Below are 25,742 nucleotides of genomic sequence, written 5' to 3' on the forward strand. Positions count from 1 at the left end.
GACCACGGTCGTGGTCGCCGGCCTCGGGTGACGCGGGTCAGCGGCGGATGCCCGCCCAGTCGTGGTGCCGGCGGACGGTGGAGAGGATGAAGTCCACCACCCGCCGGGAAGTGTCCGGGACCTGGTAGTCGACCGGGCAGGGAACACCCTGCGCGGCGACCTGGTCGACGGTGACCTGCACGGCCTCGACCACGCCCGCCGGGTCGAGGCCGGTCATGATGATCCCGCCAGCGTCCAGCGCCTCCGGCCGTTCGATCGACTCGCGCAGCGTGACCGCGGGGAAGCCGAGGATCGCGGCCTCCTCGCTGATCGTCCCGCTGTCAGAGAGCGTGCAGTACGCCCGGGTCTGCAGGTGCACGTAGTCGACCAGGCCGAACGGCTCGTGGAAGGCGATCCCCTCCAGCGCCGTGGCGTCCGGCGCCAGCGCCTCCAGCCGCTTGCGCGTACGCGGGTGCGTGGACACCAGCACGGGATGGCCCCAGCGGTCGTGGACCGCCCGCAGGCAGTCGAGCAGCCGCCGCAGCCGGGCCGGCTGGTCCACGTTCTCCTCCCGGTGGGCGCTAACCATGAAGTAGCGGCCCCGGTCGAGTTCGAGCTGCCGCAGGATCGTGGAGGCTTCGATGTCCGCGCGGTAGTGCTCCAGCACCTCCCGCATCGGCGAACCGGTGTGCAGGATCCGCCTCGGGTGCAGCCCCTCGGCCAGCAGGTTGCGCCGGGCGTGCTCCGTGTAGACCAGGTTGAAGTCGGCGACGTGGTCGACCAGCCGGCGGTTGGTCTCCTCCGGCACGTTGAGGTCGAAGCACCGGTTGCCGGCCTCCATGTGGTAGACCGGCACCCGCATCCGCCGGGCCATCAGCGCCGCGATGCAGCTGTTGGTGTCACCGAGCACGAGCAGCGCGTCCGGCCGCAGGTCGGCGATCGCCGCCTCCATGCCGACCAGCACGCCGCCGAGCACCCGGCCGAGCGAGGAGGTGTCGACCTCCAGGAACCGGTCCGGCTGGCGCAGCCGCAGCTCGGTGAAGAACACGTCGGAGAGGGTCGGATCCCAGTTCTGCCCGGTGTGCACCAGCACGTGGTCGACCGTGTCGTCGAGCCGGGTGATCACCCGGGACAGTCTGATGATCTCCGGCCGGGTACCGACCACCGTCATGATCCGGGTCATGCCCGTCCTCTCTGTGCTGCCGCCTTCGTCAGGATGTCCTCGAACTGGTCGACGCCCACCCGCAGCGACATCCGCTCCCGGTAGACCTGGCGGGCCCGATCGCCCATCTCCCGCCGGGCGGCGTCCGGCAGGCTCGCCGCCGCCACGAACCGGTCGGCCAGCGCCCGCCAGTCCTCCGGCGGGCAGGCGAGACCGACCCCGGTCGACCGCACCAGGGCGGCGGTGTCGCCGGCCACGGAGGCGATCACCGGCACGCCGCAGGCCAGCGCGGCCTGCAGCTTCGACGGGACGGCGGCCCGCAGGGCGGGCACGTCGCGCAGGCAGACCAGCTGCCAGTCCGCGGCGGCGTACAGCTCGGCCATCTGCTCGGCCGGGCGCCGACCGACGAACCGTACGTTGTCGGCGCCGAGGTCGGCGGTGAGCCGGCGGGCGGCGTGCTCGCCGGCACCGGACCCGACCAGCACCAGGTCGATCTGGTCGACCGCGGCGGCCGCCCGGATGGCCGTCTCGAGGCCCTGCAACAGGCCGATGTTGCCGGCGAACATGACGGTGGGACGCCCGCGGTGGCCCAGCACCGCGCGGGCCTCGTCGGTGCCGGGCACCGGCCGGAAGAGGGCGTCGTCGGTCCAATTCCAGACCACCCGTACCCGGTCCGGGTCGGCGCCGCGCGCCACGACCCGCTCCGCCATCGCCGGCGAGATCACCACGACGGCGTCGGCGAGCCGGTACGTCCGGCGCATGAGCCCACCCAGCGCGCGTTCCATGGCCCGACCCTTTCGGCCGGTCGGCGCCATTCCGGATCCGAGCACCGACTCGGGCCACAGGTCCTGGACGTGCAGCACGACCGGCGTCCGCCGGGCGGCGCGCAGCAGGGCCGCGGCGGCGATCGACGTGGGCGGCGGGTGATAGACGTACGTGACGTCGACGCCGGCGAGCCACCCCACCCCGGCCGCGCTGCTGGCGCCGAAGGAGAGGTGGCTCAGGGCCCGCCGGGCTGCCGACGTGTCATGGCTGGGATAGGCCGGCACCCGCCGGACGGCGACCGGCCCGTCGGTCTCCCGGTGCCGCCAGCGCTGCCGCCACCCCGGGAAGACCCGGCCGTACGGATAGCTGGGGAACGTGGTGAGCACCCGCACCTCGTGGCCACGTTCGGCCAGTTGCTGGGCCAGGTTGCCCGGGATGAACACGCCCTCCGGCGGATACCACTGGCTGATCAGGCCGATCTTCACGCCCCGACCGCCACGGGCGCCGGCCGGGCGGCCTCCACCGGCTCGGGCCAGGTGTCTGGCCGGTCCGGGTCGAACAGCTCGTTGGTCCAGAACATGGTGACCAGCTCGTCCGGGCCGGTGTTCACCAGCTTGTGCACCCACATCGTGGGCATGTCCACCAGCACCGGCTCCTCGCCGCGCACCGGGAACCTCAGCACCTCGGTGTCGCCGACGCGGCGCAGGCTGATCTCGGCCGAGCCGCGCAGCACCACGAACCGCTCCACCTTCGCCAGGTGGAAGTGCTCGCCGCGGGTGATGCCCGGCCGGGTGGTGGAGCAGAACGTCTGTCCCGCGCCGCCGTGCGCCTTGACCGTCTCGACCAGCTCGCCGCGGGCGTCCCCGCGGCGGGGCAGCGGGAGCGGATAGTGCGCGGGGAAGCAGTGCGACCGGTAGGTGTTGAACAGCCGCACGTCGTGCCGGTCCACCAGGGACGGGATCTCCCCCGTCCGGTATGTCGCGGCCACCTCGGTGAGCCGGCCGACCAGGTCCCGGACGCTGATCCGCAGCGCCGGCATGGCCGGGTCCCAGGACCCGCCGGCCGGTACGCCGGCGAGCCGGGCGGCCGCGTCGGTGACGTGTACCAGGCCCAGCTCGCGGTCGGCGTGCACCTCCGGCCGGCCGCCCTCGGCGAGCACCCGGCAGAAGGTCGCCACCGCCGAGTTGTAGTAGGGCCGGCCGTGCTCGCCGTAGAGATTCGGCAGCAGGACGTTGTCGAGGTCGACCCCGGTGTCCGCCAGCAGCCGCGCCGCGGCGGCCTTGCTGTCGCCGTACGGGCTGCCGTTGCCCGCCTGCACCGAGTTCGCGTACACCACCCGCGCGGGCGGGTTCGCGCAGTGCTTGAGACCCTCGGCGAGCTGCGCGGCGAGCTGCACGTTGCCGGCCGCGACCTCGGCCGGCTCCCCCCGGTTCACGCCGGCCAGGTGCAGCACCCGGTCGACGCCGTCCACCCTCGCCGCCAAGACTGCGGGGTCGGCGAGATCGGAACGGGTGAGCACGGTCGGCTCCGGCCAGCCCAGCGCGCGCAGCAGCACCCGGACGTGCCAGCCGAGGAAGCCACCGGCGCCGGTGACCGCCAGCCTCAGCACGCCAACACCGGATCCCGCAGGGCCAGCTCCGCGCGGACCTCGGGCAGCGTCTTCAGCAACTCCACGATCTCGGGTACGCCGAGCCGCGGCGCGTTCGCCGAGTTGAAGTCCTCGGTCGGGCCGCGACCGAGGTCGCCCTCGGAGACGTACAGCGCGTAGTTGAGGTCGCGCGCGTCCAGCGGGACCCGGAGGAAGTCCCCGAAGTCCTCGGCCTGGACGAGTTCCTCCCGGCTGGCCAGCGTCTCGTCCTGCTTCTCGCCGTGCCGTACGCCGATCACGTCGAGCTTGGCCGGCACGTCGAAGAGCAGGCAGACCGCCTCGGCCAGGTCGCCGATGGTGCAGGCCGCGGCCTTGCGGATGAAGATGTCCCCGGGCCGGGCGTGCCGGAAGGCGTGCTCGACCAGTTCCACCGAGTCGGCCAGCGACATCAGGAAGCGGGTCATCCCCGGGTCGGTCACCGTGGGCGCCCGACCCGCCTTGATCTGCTCGATGAACAGCGGGATCACCGACCCGCGCGAGTACATGACGTTGCCGTACCGGACGCAGGAGACAGTCGTGGCGCTGGTCGGGTTGTTCCGCGCGTGCGCCTGGGCGACCTTCTCCATCATCGCCTTGCTCATGCCCATCGCGTTCACCGGGTAGACGGCCTTGTCGGTGCTGAGCACCACCACCGAGCCCACCCCGTTGCGCTCGGCCGCCTCGACCACGTTGGCGCTGCCCAGCACGTTGGTCCGGACCGCCTCCAGCGGGAAGAACTCACACGACGGCACCTGCTTGAGGGCGGCCGCGTGGAAGATGTAGTCGATGCCGCGGCTGGCCTTCAGCACCGAGTCGTAGTCGCGCACGTCCCCGACGTAGTAGCGGACCCGTTCGTCGGCGAGCGACCGGCGCATCGCGTCCTGCTTGGCCTCGTCACGGCTGAACACCCGGATCTCGCCGGCGCCCCGGTCGAGGAGGCGGCGCACCATGGTCTGGCCGAAGGAGCCGGTGCCGCCGGTAATGAGTACTCGGCGTCCGGCTACTGAGTGGGTCACGGAAGCTCCTGTTCGTTGCTCACAGATCAGGCGCGCCCCCGGAGGCGGTCGGACGGCCACATGTCGAGCAACGAGCGAGGTATCGGTCAGACACGCCGAAACACCACAAACCGGATAAACTTCCGCTGATCGTCCGGCGGTTAACCCGAATCGGCGGCACCCCGAACCAGGTCCAGGATGTTCGCCCCAGCGAGGTCGGCGCGCCACCGGCGGTAGGCGTCCCCCGCCGCCAGCCGGGCAGCATGGCGCTGCTTGGGACTGAGCGCCGCCCAGCGCTCGATCTCCGCCGCCCACGCGCCGGCGGTGAGCTCCGGCGGCACCGCGCCGCCGCCGTCCCGCAGCACCGAGGTCCACGGTGTCCGGTCAGAGCAGAGCACCGGGCAGGAGGCGGCGAGACTCTCCGCGATGACGTGGCCGAAGTTTTCGCCGAGGGTCGGCAGCACCAGCGCGTCGTGGTCGGCGAAGACGTCCAGCACGGCCGACGGTGCAAGGCTGCCCCGGTATGTGGCCCGGACGTTCGGCGGAAGCGCCGCCAACAGCGCCTCGCAACGCCGCCAGTAGGCGGCGTCCTCGATCGGGCCGTAGACGTCCAGCGTCACCGGCCGTCCCACGCCCGCCAGGGCCTCCAGAGCGAGGGCCAGGTTCTTCATAGCGGCGATCCGGCCTACGAACACCAGCCGCAGAGGGCCCGGCACGGGAGCGGGGACCGGCGCCGGCTCGAGCGGCAGCCCCGTCTGGTTGGCGTTGATCCGGACGGTCGCCCACGGAAACATCCCGCGCACGTCGGCCGCCTCCCGCTCCGTCGAGGCATGGAACTCGACGCCGAGACTACGGAGCACCCGACGCCAGCCGGTGACGAACAACCGCTTGCGGCCGGACTTCAGCGACAGCGCGCCGGGCGAGCACTCGCCCCTGGGCGCGACCATCACCCGGTCCGCGCGCAGCAGGCGCAGCCGGACGGCGAGGATCGGCACCAACGACATCGGCGCCCAGAGGCTGTTGACATAGAGCAGGTCGAAGCGCGCGGCCCGCAGCTGACGCCAGAGGCCGTACCACTGCCGGGGCCGTCGCCGCGGCAGGTAGAACACCCGGGCCCGGCCGCGATCGACCCACCGCCCAGACAGTCCCGGGTACGCCTCGGTCGCGCCCAGATCGCGGTCTCTGGTGACCAGGATCGGGGCCACCCCTGGTGCGGCCGCGTCGAGGATGTGCGCGACAGAGCGGACCGGGCCGCCACCGCGAAAACCCGGCTCGAAGAACGTGGAGGTGACCAGCACCCGAAACGGTGCCGGTTCCGTGAGGATCGGCCGCCCGCCTTGGGCCGGACGGGGAATCAGGTGGTTCTCCCGCACCAGGGACCTCCCGCGTCCAGCGATTCGGCGACGATTCTGCAAACGAGCGTCCGCGCCGACGGTTACCGATTCCGCGAACCTTGCTGGCTGAGAGATTCGTCTCCGACCGGCAATTGTCGCGGCAAACATGAAAGACGAGATGGCGCTATCGCGACGCCGGTATAACCGTGCCATGACCACCGCCGAGGTCGCTCGCATTACCGCCCCCGACCGGACCGCTTTCGCCCGTTCACCCCTGGTCGTGCTGGGCACGTCCGGACACGCGCGGGAGATCGCCTGGATCGGGGAGGAGGCAGGGTATCCGCTGCTCGGGTGCCTGGGCCCGCATCGGGCCGCCGAGGCGGCCCGCCTCCCGGTCCCCTGGCTCGGCGAGGACGACTGGCTGGACAGCGCCGACCTTTCGGTGCGCTACCTCATCGGCGTCGGCGACGGTTCCGTACGGGCCCGGATCGACCATCTGGCCAGCCGCAACGGTCGCCGCCCCGGCTCGTTGGTCTCTCCGGCGGCGACCGTCGGCGCCCGGTGCACGCTGGGCGACGGCAGTGTTTTGTGGCCCGGCGCGATCCTCACGACCGATGTCCGCCTCGGGCGACACGTACACGTCGGCACCGGAGCGACGGTGAGTCACGACACCGAGATCGGCGACTTCGCCACACTGCTGCCGGGGTGCAGGGTGGCGGGCAGCAGCCGGGTCGGCCGGGGCGCGACCATCGCCGCCGGCGCCACCGTCATCGACAACATTTCCATTGGAAGAAACGCGGTGGTGGGCGCCGGCGCAGTGGTTGTCCACGACGTTCCGGAGAACGTCGTGGTGGTGGGTGTTCCCGCGCGGATTCTGCGGCCGAACCATCCCCCGGTGTACTGATCGTAGACAACTCTCACTTTCGGGAAAGGCGCGGCATGAGTCGAGTCGCACTCATCACCGGCATCACCGGGCAGGACGGCAGCTACCTGTCGGAACTTCTTCTCGACAAGGGCTACACGGTGCACGGTCTCAAGCGTCGGTCGTCGAGCTTCAACACGGAGCGGATCGATCGGATCGACGTGCACCCACGGCATCCGGACGCGCGCCTGTTCCTGCACTACAGCGACCTGTCCGACGCGGGCTCGCTGGTGGCTCTGCTGCGCGACATCCAACCCGACGAGATCTACAACCTGGGCGCGCAGAGTCACGTGCGGGTCTCCTTCGACATACCGAGCTACACGGCCGACGTCACCGGGATGGGTGCCCTGCGGTTGCTCGAGGCGGCCCGGCTGGCCGGGGTGAGCAGCCGCTTCTATCAGGCGTCCTCCTCGGAGATGTTCGGTTCGACCCCGCCGCCGCAGCGCGAGGAGACCCCGTTCCATCCGCGCAGCCCGTACGCGTGCGCGAAGGTCTTCGCCTATTGGGCGGCGGTGAACTACCGGGAGTCGTACGGGATGTACTGCGCCAACGGCATCCTGTTCAACCACGAGAGTCCTCGGCGGGGCGAGAACTTCGTGACCCGGAAGATCAGCCGGGCGGTCGCCCGGATCGAGGCCGGCATCCAGGACAAGCTCTACCTGGGCAACCTGGACGCGGTCCGCGACTGGGGATACGCACCGGAGTACATGGAGGCGGTCTGGCTCACCCTCCAGCAGGACCACCCGGACGATTTTGTCGTCGCGACCGGCGAGGGACACACCGTGCGCGAGTTCGTCGAGACCGCGTTCGCCCACGTCGGACTGGACTGGCAGACGTACGTCGTCACGGACCCGGCCTACTTCCGCCCGGCCGAGGTGGACGCACTGATCGGCGACTACGGCAAGGCCCGCCGGAAGCTGGGGTGGGCACCCAAGACCCACTTCGCCGATCTGGTGCGGGTGATGGTGGACGCGGACCGGCAGTTGCTCGAGGACGAGCGGATGGGCCGGCTCGTCCGGGTCGACCGGTGAGGATCGGCATCGACGCCACCTCCGTGCGGCCGGGACACTCGGCGGGTATCGAGGCGTTCACCTATGGGCTGCTCAACGGCATGGCCGACGGTCCGCACGAGCTGACCGTCCACGTGCTGAACGGCACCGGCGACGAGTGGCGCCGGCGGGTCCCGTCGGAGCGAATCGGGTGGTCGGAAGTCCGTACGCCCCTGCGCACGGACAACCGGCTCGGCCGCCTGCTGCGCCGGCACACCCCCCGCAGCGCGGTGACCTCGGTGGCCCTGCGTCGCACCGTCAACCTCGTCCGGCAGTGGAACCGCGCCCCGGTTACGGGCGCGGATGTCACGGTCTACCCGTTCGCGGGCGTGCCGGTGAACGTGGACCCGTCCGTCATCGTGCTGCACGACCTTCGTCAGCTTCAGCCGGGCCTCGGCTCTCCGGGCTTCGCGGAGGTCATCCGGCGGAACGTGGCCCGGGCGGCCGCCGTGGTGTTGTCCTGGCCGCACCCGTACGAGCAGGCGGTGCGCGCGTTTCCCGAGGCGCGCGACAAGATCGCGATGATTCCACTGCCCGCTTTCCACGCCGCGCGCACCCTACCGTCGACCGAGCCCGAACCGGGTCTGCTGGTGTATCCGTCGTCGACCGCGCCGCTGAAGAACCACGCCACACTGTTGGAGGCGATGGCGCTACTCCCGGAGTGCCGTCTCGTGTGCCCAGGACCCCTGGTGGAGCCCGAGGCAAGCCGGCTGCGCGCCCGCGCCGACCGGCCCGACCTGCGTGGACGGGTCTCCTTCCCGGGATTCGTGAGCACCGAGGAACTGGCGTCGATGTACGCCCGCGCCTCGGCAGTGGTCGTGCCGTCCCTGTGGGAGGCGGCCAGCGGGGCCATGCTCGAGGCGTTCAGCTGGGGGCTCCCCGTGGCCTGCGCCGACTCGGAACCGCTGCTGGCCCAGCTCGACTTCACCCGGGCCGAGGCGGCTGTCTTCGCGGCACACGACCCGGCCGACCTCGCGGCAGCCGTCCGGCGGCTGCTGCGCGAGCGAGAGCACTATGCGCGCTCCTCCCGGGCGGCCGGCGCACTACTGGCGGCACGCACATGGCCGGACACCGCCGCCGACTACGTCGCCGTGTTGGACTGGGTGCGGGCGGGCCGGCCAGGGCCGATCCCTCGGTCGTCGTTCGCCGAAACGTTGAGTTCCGGAGGAGCCCGTTGAGCGCACAGGATCGCTACCCGGTCGCGCGTCCCTGCCTGTCCGACCTCGAGGAGCGGTACCTACTCGACGCGTACCGGAGCGGCTGGGTCTCCTCCCAGGGGCCGTACCTCCAACGATTCGAGGAACAGTTCGCGGCAAGGTGCGGTGCGGCGACGGCCGTGGCCACCGGCAACGGCACAGTTGCGCTGCACCTCGTGCTCGCGGCCGCAGGCATCGGCCCCGGCGACGAGGTCATCGTCCCGGCCCTGACCTACGTCGCCACCGCGAACGCGGTCACCTACTGTGGTGCCCGACCGGTGTTCGTCGACGTGTCGCCGGAGAGCTGGTGCATCGACGTGGAGCAGGCCGCAGCCGCCGTCGGCCCCCGTACGCGTGCCGTCGTGGCCGTCGACCTGTACGGCCACCCGGCCGACTACCCCGCGCTGCGGGCGCTCTGCGCGCGGCACGGACTGCTCCTGGTCGCCGACGCCGCCGAGTCGTTCGGCGCCCTCCTGGACGGCCGTCCGACCGGCGACCTGGCCGACGCCACCACATTCTCGTTCTTCGGCAACAAGGTGATCACCGCCGGCGAAGGAGGCTGCGTGACCACCTCCGACCCGGCACTTGCCGAGCGGATGCGGCTGCTCCGGAACCAGGGCATGGATCCCCGCCGGCGCTACTTCTTCCCCGTCGTCGGCTTCAACTATCGGCTCACCAACCTCGCGGCAGCGCTGCTCTGCGCCCAACTCGAACGCGCCGACGAGATCGTCGGCCGGCGGGACGCGGTCATCGCCACGTACGAGCGTGAGTTGAGCGACCCTCCGCTGATCAACCCCCAACCGGTCCTGCCCGGCGTGCGCCGCGCACCGTGGATGGCATCCTTCCTCGTCGGTCCCCCCGGCACGGGAGGGCTGCGCGACGAGCTCGCCCGGACGCTCGACCTGCTCGGCGTCGACACGCGACCGTTCTTCGTCCCCATCCCGGACCTGCCGCCGTATGCGGACGCCGCCGGCGACCACCCTGTCACCGCCGACCTGGCCCGGCGCGGCATCAACCTGCCGACCTTCGCCGAACTCTCGGACGTGGACGTGAAGGTCATCATCGACCGGGTACGGGCTGCCCTCTCCGGGATCAGCGGCCGCCGCTGACCCGGGACGCGGAGAGCCGGGACTCGCCTCCCTCGGCGCCCGAAGCAGCCGTCGGCGTACCGGTCGGTCGGCCGCCCACGACCGGCGCGCCACCGTCGTGACCGCCGCCGGTCGTTTGCAGGTAGCTGGCCCACCACGCCGCGGCACTGATCAGCCCCATGAGCGCCAGTGCGACTGCGGCACCGACCGCTCCCCACACCACGGCACAGGCCACGACCACCGGGACTCTGAGCACGCCGAGTGCACCGCCGAGGAGCAGGGCCCGACGGGCGGCGCCGTGAACCCGATGCCCCGCGAAAGCCACCATGGCCGTCCCGCCGAGTAGGACCTCCAGCGCGAGCAGCCACAACAGCGGCTCCGCGTGCCGCCAGTTGTCGCCGAGGACCGCCTCGCCCAGGCGGTCGGGCAGCAGCAGCACGAACAGGCAGGCCGGAGCGGTGGCGAGGAGCAGGGCGACCGTGACCCGCGCGGCGGCGCGCCGGCGGGCGGGTGCGGTCGCCGTCCGGACGCGGGCGAGGTAGGGGATGACGAGCGAGGTGGCACTCCCCACGAGGAGCGTCGCCGGACCGAGCACGGTGCGCCCGGCGCTCAACGCGCCCACGACGGCCATGCCGACGGTCACGCCCAGAGCCGTCAGAGCGAGCTGGGCCGATCCGGCGGTGAGCAGGAACTGCAGGCCGTAGCTGAGTGCCGCGTGGCTACCCGGACGGTCCATTCGCCAGCCTGGCCAGATCTGGTGGCCGCTCAGGAGTGCCGTGACGTACCCGAGCAGGGCGCCGGCACCCGCCCACAGGCCGAAGACGGCAGATGGCCCCACCACCCCGGTCAGGCCCAGCAGAGCGGCGAGCGCTGTCAGCGTGGTCCAGATCACCTCCCGGACGCACGGACGGCGTGGCCGTCCCACCCCCACCCCGACGCTCCTCGCGTAGTCGTGCAGCAAAAGACCGGGCAGCGCGACACCGCCGAGGAGCAGATAGCTAGACCGGTCGACGATTCCGCCGGCGAGCAGTGGCAGGGCGCACCCGACGCCGACGGCGACGACGCGACGGCTGCCCGCTGCGACTGCACGGCGACGCGTCCCCTCAACCACCGCCTCGGCCAGGACGGCCTCGGTCACCACCGTCCGAGACAGGCCGGTGGCCAGCACGTAGAGGGAGAAGGCCAGGGCGAACCGGCCGAGGTCGTCGATCGTCGCCAGCCGGGCGACGGTCAGTGACAGCAGGAGGTTGCCCAGGCTCGACACAGCGGTCGTAAGGACTGCCCAGGGGGCACGACCGCCGACGAAACGCCGGACGACGGTACAGGCACGGTTTGGCCGCGTACCGGGGAGGGGTGAACCCACGGCGAGGTGGCGCATTCTCACTCAGGCCCACCACGTCGGTCGCACACCCGAAGTGTCGGCACCAAATTCAAACGACCCTCACCTCTCCGCTACACGGACGGTATTTCGACGACGACCGTCAGTCCTCACGGGACGAAAAGAGCGTGCTTGCCGGCCCGAGTCCGGGCGGGATCGGAGATCTGGGCGAAGCTGATCGAGTCCGCGATCAGCTCCGGATGATCCTTACGCAGTTCGCGTACGAAGAACGCGCCCACGTCCGTCAGGTCGAGTCGCCGGTCCGCCTCGACGTGAATGCGCAGGGCGTCCGGACGCACCTGCTGGAACTGCACCCCGACGATGCCCGGATACGACTTGAGAATGTGCACCGGGAGGATCGCGGACAGGTCGAGCACGCCCCGGGCCGACCCCACCCTGACGACGTCCTGTTGCCGGCCGAGGACGGCGCGGAAGGCAAGGGCGTTGCCGTCCACCACGTCGCTGGGCTCGACCCGGTCGCCGATGGCGTAGTGCACCAGTGGGAAGAGGCGACCGGTCAGCGTGGTGACGCTGAGTTCCCCGTCGGCGTCGGTGAGACAGACGAAGCTGTCCCAGATGACCCTGATGTCCCGCGTGCTCCGACGGGACATGGCGAGTACGCCGGTCTCGGCCGAACCGTATTCGATCACCGCCGGAACCTTGAAAACCCGCTCCACCATTGCGATGTCCGCGTCGCTGGCCGTCTCGGCACATAGGACCACCGCACGCAACCGCCGTGGTTCGCCCAGGTCGAGCTGATTCCGTTCTATGTACCGAGCCAGCTTGAAGATCGCCGAGGTGTAACCCGTGAGCACAACCGGGTCACGTCGGCGCGCCGCCAGGTAGTGCGCGCGCAGCGACGGCTCGCTCAGATCGTATGCGTTGAGCCGAGTGACGTTCACGACCAGGTCGAGGAGCCTTCGCTGTGCCTGGGCAAGTCTGCCGCGCAGGCCCGCGCCGAAGAGATGAGAGTGCCCCCACAGCAGCACACCGGGATCCGTCGGGCGAACCCCCGCCCAGTGGCGGCCGAGGTACGCGTCGATCCACCGCCTGTCGACTTCACCAGCGCCGCGTGGATAACGTGTCGGCTGCCCGGTGCTGCCGCCAGTCGTGTAGGCGTCGCGGATGCGGCCGTTCTGAAAGATCTCGTCGTGCCGGGCGATGAGGATTTCCTTTGTCAACGATGGGAAATCCCGCAGCTCCGCGAGCCGGTCGATCCGCTCCGGAAGACCGTGCTCCCGACGCCACGACCGGTAGAACGGCACCTCCGCGAGGCAGTACTCCCACACCTCGTTGAACCGTCGGACCTGGTGCCGCTCGATCCACGTGCGGTCCCGGCCTTCGTCGTACAGGGCGATTTTCCGCGCCAGCCCCTGGTGACGGGCACGCAGGGCGGCGCGACCAAGCCAGGAACGGTCCATTGAGTCTGCACCTTTCAGTCGAGGTCGGGTTCGTCGTGGATCGGGCCAGCCGTCAGCGGTCGACGGGCCTGCGTCCGAGCGGGTAGATGTCGGAACAGAGTGGGTCGGGAGCGGCACCGGTCCCAGCCCGTCCCAGACGACGTCGCGGACCTTCACCTTGCTGCCGGCGGAGCGATGCAGGGCGAGCAACTCGTCGGTCCGGGACTCGTCTCTCGGGCCGGTGACCTCGTCGATCACCCGATGGACATGCCCAAATCGGTGTGCCCGACCGAGAAGAGCCCCGTCCCGCACCCGCGTCGGCGACGGTCCCGACGGGTGCGAGTTCGGACCCCAGCCCGAAGTGGAACGTCTGGCTCTAAACCTCATACGCGAGCCGTGCGCGCCACTCGGGCGGGTGCCGCGTGGCCAACCTCCGCAGCTCCTTCCCGACGATGCCTGCCTGCCTGCTGTTCCTCCCTTGCCGATCTGCCACGCCGGTCGCTAAGGCGAAGCAGCAGGAACACCGGCACTGCAGATACCGAGTGCTGTACGAAGGCGATCACGGAATCGGGGTATGTGCTGGACCAAAGCAGCGGGCCGGCGAGCGCGAAGCAGAGAACGGCGAGCCGCATCGGACCGGGAGCTCCGCCCGCACGGAGCAACAGCACCACGAGGGCCGACCACAGCCCGTAGAAGACAACCACTGCCCAAGGTCCATCGAGGAAGTACACGTTCCCCAGAGCCAGGAAGCTGTAGGCCGAGGTGGCGCTACCACCGAGGTACTGGTTTATCTCGACTCCGGTGGAGATTGTGGGACGGTCAGGGTCAAGTAGCCGGGGTACCAGCCCGTACCGGAGGTAGTCCGCCGGGCCGGGCTGCGGCAGGTCCACCGGGACTTGGTGGTGGGCGGCCGCCGACATCTGAAGGTCGAGCCGGAGACGGTCGTCCGCCGTGACCTGTTCGGACACACTGACACCGCCGTCTTGACGGATGTCGTTGCGCACCTCGAAGATGGCGGGCCAAGCGAGGGCGAGCACGACGGCAGCCACCGCGAGGTAGCGGGCCCGGATGACCCCTGAGATGGCGCCCGCCGCCGCCAGGAACGAGATGAACCCGAGCAGGGGCGCAGAACGGGCCGTCATGACGACGAGAAGCGCCTGGATCAGCGCCAGCGCGAGCAGCCAGCCACCGACCCTCCGCGTGGTGGCATGGCCGCCCAGACGCGAGGCGATCAGCAGTGCGACGGCGAGCGCCGACCAGCCGGACACGAGGGCGGAGAGACTAGAGAGCGGTGAGTCGGGAAGGCTTCCGGACACCTGTGTAAAGACCGTTCCACGCCCGACCACGGCGCCGGTCAGGTCCGCGACAATGCTGACCACGGTGACTCCGCGGGCAATGTGGTAGATGCGCGGGTGGTCGTTCGCCGCCCGTACGCGTCGATCCCAACCGCGCGATGATCTGCGGAGCGGCATCGCGGCCGTCTCCACCAGCACGCTGCCCATCAGCGCCAGGCCGACCAGACGTACCAGGAACCCGATGTCGGGGTTGTCATACACCACCGCGACCGGAAGGATAAACAGCACGTACGGTGCGAGCACCACGAGGCTGACTGGGTAGCAGCGCAAGACCCGGGCGGCCGACCGCCCGGCAACGCCGGAGCGAGTGCCCGGGTCGCCGCGCCGCTCCCCCGGTGGGAGCACGGCGCCGACGGGCGAGCTGAGCACTCCGCCGCCCCTCACCGTGGCCATCGGGCGCACCCCGATCTGACGTTCACCTGCTGAGGAACGAGGGCTTCGGGCAAAGGACATGCTTCAGCACGATACTTGCCCAAGTGTCCCAGAGATGGCTAAACGTTCGGCTACGCCCGATGACGTTCGTCGCGGCCGTTCGACGATGGACGTCATCGCGATCACCGTGACTGCGGTCAATCCGCATCCACCTCGCTGGGCCGGATTGGACCACGGGGCCGTCCAGTCGGAGCGAGTCGTCAGGTCGGTCCGGGCCTACCGCCTCACCTCCCGGTACGGCTGCCCGATCCCGCACGGATGTGATGAGCTGTACGCATGGACCGCGTCCTGCTCGGGTTGGTGCTGCACCCGACGAGGGATGTCTCCGGGATTGTCGAGATCATCGCCGACTGGGCGGCCCGGCACGGCAAGGGCCTCGCCGTGCGCGCCGAGGATCGGCACCGGGTGCCCGCGATGGTCGAGGCGCTGCCCGACGACGAGCTGCCCCGGCGCGTGAGCGCGCTGATCAGCATCGGCGGGGACGGCACCATGCTCGGCGCGCTCCGGATGGTGGTCGACGACCCGAAGCCGGTGCTCGGCGTGCACCTGGGGCGGCTCGGCTTCCTGATCGAGGTCGAACCGCCGGAGCTGCCGGCGGCGCTGGACCGGCTGGCCAACAAGGACTTCACCGTGGAGACGCACAGTTGCCTGGTGTGCGACGTCTGCGGCGACGACGTCGTGGCCTTCAACGACATCGCGCTGGTCCGGCAGCCGGGCGCCGGCTTCGTCACCGCCACCCTGGCGGTGGACGGCCAGCGTTACGGCTACTACCGCTGCGACGCGCTGGTGGTGAGCACCCCGACCGGGTCGACCGCGTACAGCTACGCGGCGGGGGGTCCGCTGGTCTCCCCCGCCACGCAGGCCGTGGTGGTCACCCCGTCGGCGCCGATGGCCGGGATCTCCCGCTCGGTGGTGCTCTCGCCGGACGAGAAGATCCGGTTGGAGCTGACGCCCGGCTCCGCCCCGGTGGCGGTGGAGATGGACGGCCTGGTGATCCGGGAGGCGGCCACGGAGGGGACCGTCGACATCAGCTTCCGCCGGGAGGCGGGGCTGGTGGTGCGCCTGGACCCGCGGCGTTACCAGGAGCGCAACCAGCTCAAGCTCAGCCTGCTGGACCTGCCGCTGTTGCCGGAGCAGCTCCGCGAGCTGCTCCCGGAGGGCCTCCGCGAGCAGCTGAACCGCCGCGAGCTGCCCCCACCCCGCTGACCGCGAAGCCACCCCCCGGGCGCGCTCCACGCCCGGAGACCGGGCCCACGAAGGCCAGTCCGAGCGCCACCACGCCCTCGAGGCCCGCCAGGGCGGGACCGCCGCACGACGACCCACAGCCACGGCCACGATCACCGGATCTTGGGGGAAACGGCCCCGGCAAGGCCACCAAGATCGGAGCGGAGAGGCGCCGCGCCCGCGCTTCGAAACGCGGGACGAGTCGGACGCTCCGGGTCGGTCGTCTCAGGCCTGCTTGAGCACCTCGGTGACGAGGTCCTTCGCCTCCTGCTGGATCCGGGTGAGGTGGTCCGGCCCCTGGAACGACTCCGCGTAGATCTTGTAGACGTCCTCGGTGCCGGAGGGGCGGGCGGCGAACCAGCCGGATTCGGTGGTGACCTTGAGCCCGCCGATCGGCGCGCCGTTGCCGGGCGCGGTGGTGAGGGTGGCGGTGATCGGTTCGCCGGCCAGCTCGGTGGCGGTCACCTGCTCCGGGGAGAGCTTGCCGAGCACCGCCTTCTCCTCGCGGGTCGCCGGGGCGTCGATCCGGGCGTACGTCGGCGCACCGAAGCGCTCGGCCAGCTCGGTCCAGTGCTCGCTGGGCGTCCGGCCGGTGGTGGCGATGATCTCGGAGGCGAGCAGGCAGAGCAGGATGCCGTCCTTGTCGGTGGTCCAGGTGCTCCCGTCGCGTCGCAGGAACGAGGCGCCAGCGCTCTCCTCGCCGCCGAAACCGACCGCGCCGTCGAGCAGCCCGGGCACGAACCACTTGAAGCCGACCGGCACCTCCAGCAGCGGCCGGCCCAGGTCGGCGGCGACCCGGTCGATCATCGACGAGGAGACGAGGGTCTTGCCCACCGCCGCCGCCGGGCCCCACTGGGACCGGGTGCGGAACAGGTGCCCGATCGCCACCGCCAGGTAGTGGTTGGGGTTCATCAGCCCGCCGTCGGGGGTGACGATGCCGTGTCGGTCGGCGTCCGCGTCGTTGCCGCTGGAGACCTGGTAGGCGGCGCGGGCGGCGATCAGCGAGGCCATCGCGTTCGGCGACGAGCAGTCCATCCGGATCTTGCCGTCGCCGTCGAGGGTCATGAACCGCCAGGTCGGGTCGACGGTCGGGTTGATCACGGTGAGGTCGAGTCGGTGCCGCTCGGCGATCTCGCCCCAGTAGGCCACGCTCGCCCCGCCGAGCGGGTCGGCGCCGATCCGGACCCCGGCGGCCCGGACCGCGTTGAGGTCGATCGCCGCCGGCAGGTCGTCGACGTAGCTGCCGAGGAAGTCGTACGTCCTGGTGGTGTCGGCGGCGCGGGCGCGGGCGTACGGGATCCGTCGGACCACGGCGAGCCCGCCGGCGAGGATCGCGTTAGCCCGGTCCTGGATCCACCTCGTGACGTCGCTGTCGGCCGGGCCGCCGTGGGTCGGGTTGTACTTGAACCCGCCGTCGTCGGGCGGGTTGTGGGACGGGGTGATCACGATGCCGTCGGCGAGCCCGTGGGTGCGGCCCCGGTTGTGGGTGAGGACGGCGTGCGACAGCGCGGGGGTGGGCGTGTAGCCGTCCCGGCTGTCCACCAGCACGGTGACCTCGTTGGCGGCGAGCACCTCCAGTGCGTCGACCGCGGCCGGCGTGGACAGCGCGTGGGTGTCCCGGCCCAGGAAGAGCGGACCGTCGATGCCGGCGTCCCGGCGGTAGTCGCAGAGCGCCTGGGTGACCGCGAGGATGTGGTCGGAGTTGAAGGCGCGGCGCAGGCTCGACCCCCGGTGCCCGGAGGTGCCGAAGGAGACCTGCTGCGCCGGGTCCTCCGGGTCCGGGTGCTCGGCGTAGTAGGCGGTCACCAGCCGGGGCACGTCGACCAGGTCGGCGGGCTCGGCGGGCTGGCCGGCACGGGGGTGGGTCACTGCGGCAACCTCCTCGCGGATGGGGCGGACGCCGCTTCCTTCCCGGCGGCGGGCGGTCTCATGCGTGCGGCGACCGGGGTCACGGCTCGACCCGCTGGCCCTTGCCGATCACCACGATGCCGTTGTCCGAGACGGTGTAGCGCTGGCGGTCCTTCTCCAGGTCGACGCCGATCTCGGCACCCTCCGGGACGAACACGTTCTTGTCCAGGATGGCGCGCCGGACCACCGCGTGCCGGCCGATCTCGACACCCTCCATGAGCACCGCGCCGTCGACGTGCGCCCAGGAGTGCACCTTCACCTTGGGCGAGACGACCGAGTTCTCGACGAGAGAGCCGGAGATCACCGCGCCGGGCGAGACCATCGAGCCGACCGCGCGGCCGACCCGCTCGCCCCACTGGTGCACGAACTTCGCCGGCGGGTACGGCGGCTGCTCGGTGTAGATCGGCCAGTCGAAGTTGTAGAGGTTGAACACCGGGTGCACGTTGATCAGGTCCATGTGGGCGTCGTAGAACGAGTCGAGCGTCCCGACGTCGCGCCAGTAGCCGCGGTCCCGGTCCGTGCTGCCCGGGACCTCGTTGTCCTTGAAGTCGTAGACGTTCGCCTCGCCCCGCTCGACCAGCATGGGGATGATGCTGCCGCCCATGTCGTGCTTGCTGGTCTTGTCCTCCGCGTCGCGCTCCACCGCCTCGCAGAGCGCCTTGGTGCTGAAGACGTAGTTGCCCATCGAGGCGTAGATCTGGTCCGGCGCGTCGGGCAGGCCGACCGCGTCGGTGGGCTTCTCGCGGAACGCCCGGATCCGTCGGCCGTCCGAGCCGACCTCGATCACGCCGAACTGGTCGGCGGTCGACAGCGGCTGCCGGATGCCGGCTACGGTCACGCCGGCGCCGGAGGCGATGTGGTCCTCCACCATCTGCCGCGGGTCCATGCGGTAGATGTGGTCGGCGCCGAAGACGATCACGTGGTCCGGCTGCTCGTCGTTGATCAGGTTGAAGCTCTGGTAGATGGCGTCCGCCGAGCCGGCGAACCACCACGGGCCGCGGCGCTGCTGTGCCGGCACGGGGGTGACGTAGTTGCCGAGCAGGGTGGACATCCGCCAGGTCTTGGTGATGTGCCGGTCCAGCGAGTGCGACTTGTACTGCGTCAGCACCACGATCTTGAGGAAGCCGGCGTTGGCCAGGTTGGAGAGGACGAAATCGACCATGCGGTACATCCCGCCGAACGGGACGGCCGGCTTGGCCCGGTCCGTGGTCAACGGCATCAGGCGCTTGCCCTCTCCGCCGGCCAGGACGATCGCGAGCACCTTGGCAGCCATGCTCAGACGCTAACCACCCGCGTCCGACTTCACCACTCGTACGGTCGGACTTCTGCACTAGGGTGCGGGCATGACCGACTCCTCCCCGGCCGCCGGACAGCTGCGCGTCGATCTGCTCACCCGCGAATACCCGCCGGAGGTCTACGGCGGCGCCGGGGTGCACGTGGAGTACCTGGCCCGGGAGCTGCGTCGACTCGCCGACGTGCGGGTGCACTGCTTCGGCGCGCCGCGCACCGAGCCGGGGGTCACCGCGTACGCCGACCCGCCGGGGCTGACCGGGGCGAACCCGGCGCTGCGCACGATGGGTGTGGACCTGGAGATGGCGGCCGGCTGCGCGGGCACCGACGTGGTGCACAGCCACACCTGGTACGCGAACCTGGCCGGGCACACCGCGAAGTTGCTGTACGGGGTGCCGCACGTGGTCACCGCGCACAGCCTGGAGCCGCTGCGGCCGTGGAAGGCCGAGCAGCTCGGCGGCGGCTACGCGCTCTCCTACTGGTGTGAGCGGACGGCGGTGGAGTCGGCCGACGCGGTCATCGCGGTCAGTGAGGGGATGCGGCGGGACGTGCTGACCGCGTACCCGGCGGTGGACCCGGACCGGGTCCGGGTGGTCTACAACGGCATCGACACCCGGCAGTACGCGCCGGACCCGGGCACCGACGTGCTCGACCGACTCGGCATCGACCCGGCGGCGCCGAGCGTCGTCTACGTCGGCCGGATCACCCGGCAGAAGGGGCTGCCCTACCTCCTGCGCGCGGCGCGGGAGCTGCCGACCGACACCCAACTGGTGCTGCTGGCGGGGGCGCCGGACACCCCGGACATCGCCGCCGAGGTGGAGGGCCTGGTGGCCGAGCTGCGGGCGACGCGCTCCGGGGTGGTCTGGGTGGCCGAGATGCTGCCCAAGCACGAGGTGATCCAGGTGCTCACGCACGCCACGGTCTTCGTCTGCCCGTCGGTCTACGAGCCGATGGGCATCGTCAACCTGGAGGCGATGGCGTGCGAGACCGCGGTGGTGGCGACCGCCACCGGCGGCATCCCGGAGGTCGTCGCCGACGGGGAGACCGGGCTACTGGTCCCGATCGAGCAGGCCACCGACGGGTCCGGCCGGCCGCTGGACCCGGCGCGCTTCGTGGCCGACCTGGCGGCCCGGATGAACGAACTGCTGGCCGACCCGGAGCGGATCGCCGAGTTCGGCCGGGCGGGCCGGCGGCGGGCGGTCGAGCACTTCTCCTGGGACGCGATCGCGGCGCGGACGCTGGAGGTCTACCGGTCGGTGGGCGCCGTGGGCTGAGCCGCGCGGAAGCGGATCACACGCAGTAGGTTGGCGGGGTGACTGGACGGTTCCCCATCGAAGACGTCTCCCCCGTCGTCTCGTGCGGTCGCTACCCCGCCAAGGCGGTGGTCGGTGAGCTGGTGCCGGTGACGGCCCGGGCCTACCGCGAGGGGCACGACGCGCTGGGCTGCACCGTGGTCTGGCGCGGCCCGGACGGCACCACCCGCCCCGCCACCCGGATGCGGCCCGGCGAGCCGGGGCAGGATCGCTGGCACGGCACCATCCGGCCGGACGCGGTCGGCGAATGGACCTTCCACGTGGAGGCGTTCGCCGACCCGTACCTGACCTGGCAGCACGCGGTCACCAAGAAGATCGCCGCCGGGCAGGGGCCGGAGGACCTGGCCAACGACCTCGGCGAGGGGGCGCGTGTGCTGGACGAGGCGGCGGCGCTGGTACCGGCCGCCGAGCGGAAGCGGGTCGTCGCGGCCGCCGCCGCGCTGCGCGACACCGGGCGTCCGCTGCCGCAGCGGGTCGCGCCAGCGCTGGAACTGGCCGACCTGCTCTGGGCCCACCCGGTCCGGGAACTGGTGACCGCGGGCGACGAGCACCGGCTCTGGGTGGACCGCGAACGCGCGCTCTTCTCCGCCTGGTACGAGTTCTTCCCCCGCTCGGAGGGGGCGGTGCCGGCCACCGTCGACGCGCCGGCCCGGTCCGGCACGTTCGCCACCGCCACGGACCGGCTGCCCGGCGTGGCGGCGATGGGCTTCGACGTGCTCTACCTGCCGCCGATCCACCCGATCGGCCGGGTCCACCGCAAGGGCCCCAACAACGCCCTGACCGCCGGGCCGGACGACGTCGGCTCGCCGTGGGCGATCGGCGCGACCGAGGGCGGCCACGACGCCATCCACCCCGACCTGGGTACGGCGGAGGACTTCCGGGACTTCGTCGCGGCCGCCGCCGAGCAGGGCCTCGAGGTGGCGATGGACCTGGCGTTGCAGTGCGCGCCGGACCACCCGTGGGTGACCGAGCACCCGGAGTGGTTCACCACCCGGGCCGACGGCACGATCGCGTACGCGGAGAACCCGCCGAAGAAGTACCAGGACATCTACCCGCTGAACTTCGACAACGACCCGGAGAGCATCCGGGCCGAGATCCTGCGGGTGGTGCTGCACTGGGTCGGCGAGGGCATCCGGATGTTCCGGGTGGACAACCCGCACACCAAGCCGTTCGACTTCTGGCACTGGCTGATCTGGGAGGTCAAGAAGGTCGACCCCGACGTGCTGTTCCTCGCCGAGGCGTTCACCCGACCGGCGATCATGCACGGCCTCGGCAAGATCGGCTTCACCCAGTCGTACACGTACTTCACCTGGCGCACGTCGGCCGCGGAGATGCGCGCGTACTGCGAGGAACTGGTCGCGGCGGCCGACTACATGCGACCGAACTTCTGGCCGAACACCCCGGACATCCTGCACGAGTCGTTGCAGCACGGCGGGCCCCCGATGTTCAAGATCCGGGCGGTGCTCGCCGCGCTGCTCTCCCCCTCGTGGGGCATGTACGCGGGCTACGAGCTCTTCGAGCACGTGGCCCGCCCCGGCGCGGAGGAGTACCTGGACAACGAGAAGTACGAGCTGCGTCCGCGGGACTGGGCCGGCGCGCTGGCGCAGGGCCGCTCGCTGGCGCCGTTCATCGCCGTCCTCAACCGGGTCCGGCGCGACAACCCGGCCCTGCGCGGGCTGCGCCACCTGGTCTTCCACGACATCGACAACCCGGCGCTGCTGTGCTGGTCCAAACACGACGCGGACACCGGAAACACGGTCATCGTGATCTGCTCGTTCGACGCGCAGGGCGTGCAGTGGGGCAACACCACCCTGGACATGCCGGCGCTCGGCTTCGACTGGCACGAGCGGTTCACCGTGCACGACGAGCTGACCGGCACCAGCTACGACTGGGGGCAGCGCAACGCGGTGCGACTCGACCCGTACCTGCAACCGGCGCACGTGCTGACCGTGCGCCGCCCGGTCCCGCCCGACGTGCCGACCCCCGCACCGTCCGGCCCGGCGGAACTCACCGTCGAAGCCGTCCCCGACGACCTCTCGGGCGGCACCGCCCCCACCGCTCCCGCCCAGAAGGACGCTACCCGATGGACCAGCTGATCGCCGGCCACACCCACGACCCGCACGCGGTGCTCGGCGCGCACCCCGCGGAGGGGCGCACCACCATCCGCACCCTGCGTCGCGGCGCGGGTGACGTCGCGGTGCTGGTCGACGGGGAGCGCCACCCGATGAAGCGGGTGCACGACGTCGGGGTCTTCGAGGCCACCGTGCCGGGCACCGTGCTCGACTACCGGGTCGAAGTCGACGGCGTGACGCACGACGACCCGTACCGCTACCCACCCACCCTCGGTGAGCTGGACCTGCACCTCATCAGCGAGGGGCGGCACGAGCGGCTCTGGGAGGCGCTGGGCGCCCGGGTCTTCGACGAGGGGGTGGCGTTCGCCGTCTGGGCGCCGAACGCGCGAGGCGTGCGGCTGATCGGCGACTTCACCGGCTGGGCGCCGGACGACGGCTGGCCGATGCGCTCGCTCGGCTCCACCGGGGTGTGGGAGATCTTCGTGCCGGACGCCCGGGCGGGGGCCCGCTACAAGTACCGGGTCCTCGGCGCCGACGGCCGCTGGCGGGACAAGGCCGACCCGCTCGCCGCGTACGCCGAGGTGCCGCCCGCCACCGCGTCGGTCGTGCACCACTCACGCTACGAGTGGTCCGACGCGGCATGGTTGGAGCGGCGGGCCCGGCAGCGCCCGCACCAGGAGCCGATGAGCGTGTACGAGGTGCACCTCGGCTCCTGGCGGCCCGGCCTCGGCTACCGGGAGCTGGCCGACGAGCTGACCGCGTACGTGACCGAGTTGGGCTTCACCCACGTGGAGTTCCTGCCGGTGATGGAGCACCCGTTCGGCGGCTCATGGGGTTACCAGGTCACCGGATACTTCGCCCCGACCTCCCGGTTCGGCGACCCGGACGACTTCCGCCACCTCGTCGACCGGCTGCACCAGGCCGGGATCGGGGTGATCCTCGACTGGGTGCCGGCGCACTTCCCCCGCGACGAGTGGGCCCTGGCCCGCTTCGACGGCACCCCGCTCTACGAGCACCCCGACCCGCGCCGCGGCGAGCACCCCGACTGGGGCACGTACGTCTTCGACTTCGGCCGCCGCGAGGTGCGCAACTTCCTGGTGGCGAACGCGCTCTACTGGTTGGCGGAGTTCCACGTCGACGGGCTGCGGGTGGACGCGGTGGCCTCCATGCTCTACCTGGACTACTCCCGCCAGGAGGGGCAGTGGGCGCCCAACCAGTACGGCGGCCGGGAGAACCTGGAGGCGATCGCGCTCATGCAGGAGGTGAACGCGACCGTCTACAAGCACCACCCCGGGGCGGTCATGGTTGCCGAGGAGTCCACCGCCTGGCCGGGGGTGACCCGGTCGACCGACTCGGGCGGGCTCGGGTTCGGGTTCAAGTGGAACATGGGCTGGATGCACGACACCCTGCTCTACACCTCCAAGGACCCGATCTACCGCCAGCATCACCACCACCAGCTCACGTTCTCCCTCGCGTACGCGTGGAGCGAGAACTACGTGCTGCCGATCAGCCACGACGAGGTCGTACACGGCAAGGGCTCGCTCGCCGGCAAGATGCCCGGCGACACCTGGCAGCGGCTGGCGAACGTGCGGGCGCTGCTGGCGTACATGTGGGCGCACCCGGGCAAGCAGCTGCTCTTCATGGGCTGCGAGCTGGCCGACGACCGGGAGTGGAGCGAGGAGCGCGGGCTCGACTGGTATCTGCTGCACGATCCGGCGCGGGCCGGGGTGCAGCGGCTGGTCGGTGACCTGAACCGGCTCTACCGGGCCACGCCGGCGCTGTGGGCGCAGGACACCGAGCCGGCCGGTTTCCGCTGGATCGCCGGCGACGACGTCGCCAACAACACCGTGTCGTTCGTCCGGATCGCCCCGGACGGCTCGACCCTGGTGTGCGTGGCGAACTTCTCCGCCCTGCCGCTGCACGACTACCGCGTCGGCCTGCCGGCCGGGGGGACGTGGCAGGAGATTCTCAACACCGACGCCCACCACTACGGCGGCTCCGGTGTGGGCAACCTGGGCGAGGTGCACGCCGAGGACGTGCCGTGGCATGGCTTCCCCGCGTCCGCCGCGCTCCAGGCGCCCCCGCTGGGCGTGCTCTGGCTCCGCCGCGAGTGAGCCGGCGCCGCGGCGAAGCCGGGGCGCCGACCGCGTCGTACGGGACCGCGATCGACGGACCGCCGCTCGTGCGTACGTCAGACCAGGCCGGCGTCGCGGAGCAGCTGCCACAGGCCCGCGCCGTCCGGTGCGGACAGCCACTTCTGCCCCACCGGCCCCGCGGACGGGCGGTCGTGCGGGACGGGCAGACTGCCGGCGAGCACCGCCTGGGTCGGTGAGAGCCGGCGGATCGCCACCCCGGCCACGTTGTCCGGGTGCGCGGCGGCGAACTCGCGGTAGATCTCCTGGTCGTGCTGGCCGTCGTCGCCGACGAGCAGCCAGCGCACGTCGGGGAACTCCCCGGCGAGCCGGGCGAGGGTGGCCCGCTTGTGCTCCCGGCCGCTGCGGAACCACCGGTCGGCGGTCGGGCCCCAGTCGGTGAGCAGCAGCGGCCCGGCCGGGTAGAGGTGCCGTGACAGGAACCGGGTGAGCGTCGGCGCGACGTTCCAGGCGCCGGTGGACAGGTAGAAGACCGGCGCGCCCGGGTGCGCGGTGACCAGCCGCTCGTAGAGCACCGCCATGCCGGGCACCGCGGCGCGGGCGTGCTCGTCGAGCACGAACGTGTTCCACGCGGCGAGCAGCGGCCGGGGCAGCGCGGTCACCATCACCGTGTCGTCGATGTCGGAGAGGATGCCGAAGCGGACGTCCGGGTCGAGGATGCGCACCGGCGCCTCGACCGGTTCGGCGTCCGGCACGCTCAGCCGGACTGAGCCCCAGCCGGGCGGCAGGTCGGCCTTGACCATGGTGTCGACGAACCCGCTCCGGTCCGCCTGCGCCTCCTGCCGCACGTCGCCGGCCTCGATCGACACGGTGATGTGCTTGGCGGGCAGGGTGGTGAAGCTGCGCCAGCCGCGGACCTTCTCCAGCCGGGCCCGCTGGCGGGTGTCCGGACGGCCCAGCAGCACCCGGCACATCACGCGCACCCAGCCCGGCGCGCCGTAGCCCGTGTACGCGACGATGTTGATCCGCCAGCCGGTGCGTCGCAGCCGACGCTCCACGAGCTGGTGCACGGCGTCCTCGATCCGCGCCGCCCGGTGCAGGCGCGGGACGGCCAGTTGGCCGGCGGGAGTGGGTGACACGGTGCCACCCTGCCACACCGG

At 71.5% G+C, this 25,742-nt stretch carries 19 protein-coding genes; 8 read left to right on the forward strand and 11 right to left on the reverse strand.

From position 1 onward, the window contains the following. Positions 1–37: 37 nt before the first annotated feature. The 5 genes from wecB to O7603_RS11140 all read right to left on the reverse strand — a co-directional run bounded on the left by wecB (position 38) and on the right by O7603_RS11140 (position 5,826). The gene (gene wecB, locus O7603_RS11120) at positions 38–1,162 is read right to left on the reverse strand and encodes a UDP-N-acetylglucosamine 2-epimerase (non-hydrolyzing) (RefSeq protein ID WP_281575620.1); all 1,125 of its coding nucleotides are present in this window, start codon (positions 1,160–1,162) and stop codon (positions 38–40) included. Continuing rightward, positions 1,159–2,391, reverse strand: a complete 1,233-nt coding sequence (locus O7603_RS11125; protein WP_281575621.1) for a glycosyltransferase family 4 protein — start codon at positions 2,389–2,391, stop codon at positions 1,159–1,161. The genes wecB and O7603_RS11125 overlap by 4 nt, the downstream gene beginning before the upstream one ends. Further along, a complete protein-coding gene (locus O7603_RS11130) occupies positions 2,388–3,515 on the reverse strand; it encodes an NAD-dependent epimerase/dehydratase family protein (protein ID WP_281575622.1) in 1,128 nt (375 codons plus the stop codon). The genes O7603_RS11125 and O7603_RS11130 overlap by 4 nt, the downstream gene beginning before the upstream one ends. Continuing rightward, complete coding sequence (locus O7603_RS11135) at positions 3,509–4,549, reverse strand: SDR family NAD(P)-dependent oxidoreductase (protein ID WP_281575623.1); 1,041 nt, start codon at positions 4,547–4,549, stop codon at positions 3,509–3,511. Before O7603_RS11135 ends, O7603_RS11130 begins: the two co-directional genes overlap by 7 nt. A 140-nt stretch (positions 4,550–4,689) precedes the next feature. Beyond that, positions 4,690–5,826 carry a glycosyltransferase family 4 protein gene (locus O7603_RS11140; protein WP_281575624.1) on the reverse strand — a complete coding sequence of 379 codons (1,137 nt, stop codon included), beginning with the start codon at positions 5,824–5,826 and terminating at the stop codon, positions 4,690–4,692. Between the two features lie 202 nt (positions 5,827–6,028). Here O7603_RS11140 and O7603_RS11145 point away from each other — a divergent pair, with 202 nt between their 5' ends. From O7603_RS11145 to O7603_RS11160, 4 genes are read left to right on the forward strand one after another with little or no spacing between them, the layout of a single operon-like run. Then, the gene (locus O7603_RS11145; protein ID WP_281575625.1) at positions 6,029–6,766 is read left to right on the forward strand and encodes a NeuD/PglB/VioB family sugar acetyltransferase; all 738 of its coding nucleotides are present in this window, start codon (positions 6,029–6,031) and stop codon (positions 6,764–6,766) included. 35 nt (positions 6,767–6,801) lie between these two features. Further along, positions 6,802–7,815: a GDP-mannose 4,6-dehydratase gene (gene gmd / locus O7603_RS11150; protein WP_281575626.1), complete on the forward strand. Its 1,014-nt coding sequence runs from the start codon at positions 6,802–6,804 to the stop codon at positions 7,813–7,815. Further along, the gene (locus O7603_RS11155; protein WP_281575627.1) at positions 7,812–9,011 is read left to right on the forward strand and encodes a glycosyltransferase; all 1,200 of its coding nucleotides are present in this window, start codon (positions 7,812–7,814) and stop codon (positions 9,009–9,011) included. Before gmd ends, O7603_RS11155 begins: the two co-directional genes overlap by 4 nt. Then, a complete protein-coding gene (locus tag O7603_RS11160) occupies positions 9,008–10,138 on the forward strand; it encodes a DegT/DnrJ/EryC1/StrS family aminotransferase (RefSeq protein ID WP_281575628.1) in 1,131 nt (376 codons plus the stop codon). Before O7603_RS11155 ends, O7603_RS11160 begins: the two co-directional genes overlap by 4 nt. On the opposite strand, the gene O7603_RS11165 is transcribed toward O7603_RS11160, so the two are convergent. From O7603_RS11165 to O7603_RS11175, 3 genes are all read right to left on the reverse strand, one after another. Further along, positions 10,122–11,381, reverse strand: coding sequence for a hypothetical protein (locus O7603_RS11165; protein ID WP_281575629.1), 1,260 nt, complete (start codon positions 11,379–11,381; stop codon positions 10,122–10,124). The genes O7603_RS11160 and O7603_RS11165 overlap by 17 nt on opposite strands. 224 nt (positions 11,382–11,605) lie before the next feature. After that, on the reverse strand, positions 11,606–12,916 hold the full coding sequence (locus O7603_RS11170) for a hypothetical protein (RefSeq protein ID WP_281575630.1): 1,311 nt from the start codon (positions 12,914–12,916) through the stop codon (positions 11,606–11,608). Between the two features lie 362 nt (positions 12,917–13,278). Next, positions 13,279–14,496, reverse strand: a complete 1,218-nt coding sequence (locus O7603_RS11175) for a hypothetical protein (protein WP_281575631.1) — start codon at positions 14,494–14,496, stop codon at positions 13,279–13,281. A 462-nt stretch (positions 14,497–14,958) separates the two neighbouring features. On the opposite strand from O7603_RS11175, the gene O7603_RS11180 reads away from it, so the two are divergent. Next, complete coding sequence (locus O7603_RS11180; RefSeq protein WP_281575632.1) at positions 14,959–15,888, forward strand: NAD(+)/NADH kinase; 930 nt, start codon at positions 14,959–14,961, stop codon at positions 15,886–15,888. A gap of 243 nt (positions 15,889–16,131) precedes the next feature. On the opposite strand, the gene pgm is transcribed toward O7603_RS11180, so the two are convergent. Beyond that, positions 16,132–17,775, reverse strand: coding sequence for a phosphoglucomutase (alpha-D-glucose-1,6-bisphosphate-dependent) (gene pgm / locus O7603_RS11185; protein ID WP_281575633.1), 1,644 nt, complete (start codon positions 17,773–17,775; stop codon positions 16,132–16,134). 79 nt (positions 17,776–17,854) lie between these two features. Continuing rightward, positions 17,855–19,087 carry a glucose-1-phosphate adenylyltransferase gene (gene glgC / locus O7603_RS11190; RefSeq protein WP_281575634.1) on the reverse strand — a complete coding sequence of 411 codons (1,233 nt, stop codon included), beginning with the start codon at positions 19,085–19,087 and terminating at the stop codon, positions 17,855–17,857. Between the two features lie 70 nt (positions 19,088–19,157). Here glgC and glgA point away from each other — a divergent pair, with 70 nt between their 5' ends. The 3 genes from glgA to glgB are packed head-to-tail and all read left to right on the forward strand — an operon-like array spanning position 19,158 to position 24,603. Next, positions 19,158–20,378 carry a glycogen synthase gene (glgA, locus tag O7603_RS11195; RefSeq protein ID WP_281575635.1) on the forward strand — a complete coding sequence of 407 codons (1,221 nt, stop codon included), beginning with the start codon at positions 19,158–19,160 and terminating at the stop codon, positions 20,376–20,378. Between the two features lie 38 nt (positions 20,379–20,416). Further along, complete coding sequence (locus O7603_RS11200) at positions 20,417–22,513, forward strand: alpha-1,4-glucan--maltose-1-phosphate maltosyltransferase (RefSeq protein WP_281575636.1); 2,097 nt, start codon at positions 20,417–20,419, stop codon at positions 22,511–22,513. After that, positions 22,501–24,603 (forward strand): 1,4-alpha-glucan branching protein GlgB, encoded by a 2,103-nt coding sequence (gene glgB, locus O7603_RS11205; RefSeq protein ID WP_281575637.1) that lies wholly within the window; start codon positions 22,501–22,503, stop codon positions 24,601–24,603. The genes O7603_RS11200 and glgB overlap by 13 nt, the downstream gene beginning before the upstream one ends. 77 nt (positions 24,604–24,680) lie before the next feature. Here the strand turns inward: glgB and O7603_RS11210 are convergent, their stop codons facing one another. Further along, positions 24,681–25,721: a phosphatase domain-containing protein gene (locus O7603_RS11210; RefSeq protein ID WP_281575638.1), complete on the reverse strand. Its 1,041-nt coding sequence runs from the start codon at positions 25,719–25,721 to the stop codon at positions 24,681–24,683. Between the last annotated feature and the right edge of the window lie 21 nt (positions 25,722–25,742).

It is taken from the genome of Micromonospora sp. WMMD812, assembly GCF_027497215.1.
GTDB lineage: Bacteria > Actinomycetota > Actinomycetes > Mycobacteriales > Micromonosporaceae > Micromonospora.

Excerpts from the sequence above, each read along its gene's own strand:
- O7603_RS11145 (WP_281575625.1), top strand. The coding sequence starts at position 6,029 with ATGAAAGACGAGATGGCGCTATCGCGACGCCGGTATAACCGTGCCATG.
- glgB (WP_281575637.1), top strand. The coding sequence starts at position 22,501 with ATGGACCAGCTGATCGCCGGCCACACCCACGACCCGCACGCGGTGCTC.
- gmd (WP_281575626.1), top strand. The coding sequence starts at position 6,802 with ATGAGTCGAGTCGCACTCATCACCGGCATCACCGGGCAGGACGGCAGC.
- wecB (WP_281575620.1), bottom strand. The coding sequence starts at position 1,162 with ATGACCCGGATCATGACGGTGGTCGGTACCCGGCCGGAGATCATCAGA.
- O7603_RS11180 (WP_281575632.1), top strand. The coding sequence starts at position 14,959 with ATGGACCGCGTCCTGCTCGGGTTGGTGCTGCACCCGACGAGGGATGTC.
- glgA (WP_281575635.1), top strand. The coding sequence starts at position 19,158 with ATGACCGACTCCTCCCCGGCCGCCGGACAGCTGCGCGTCGATCTGCTC.
- glgC (WP_281575634.1), bottom strand. The coding sequence starts at position 19,087 with ATGGCTGCCAAGGTGCTCGCGATCGTCCTGGCCGGCGGAGAGGGCAAG.
- O7603_RS11170 (WP_281575630.1), bottom strand. The coding sequence starts at position 12,916 with ATGGACCGTTCCTGGCTTGGTCGCGCCGCCCTGCGTGCCCGTCACCAG.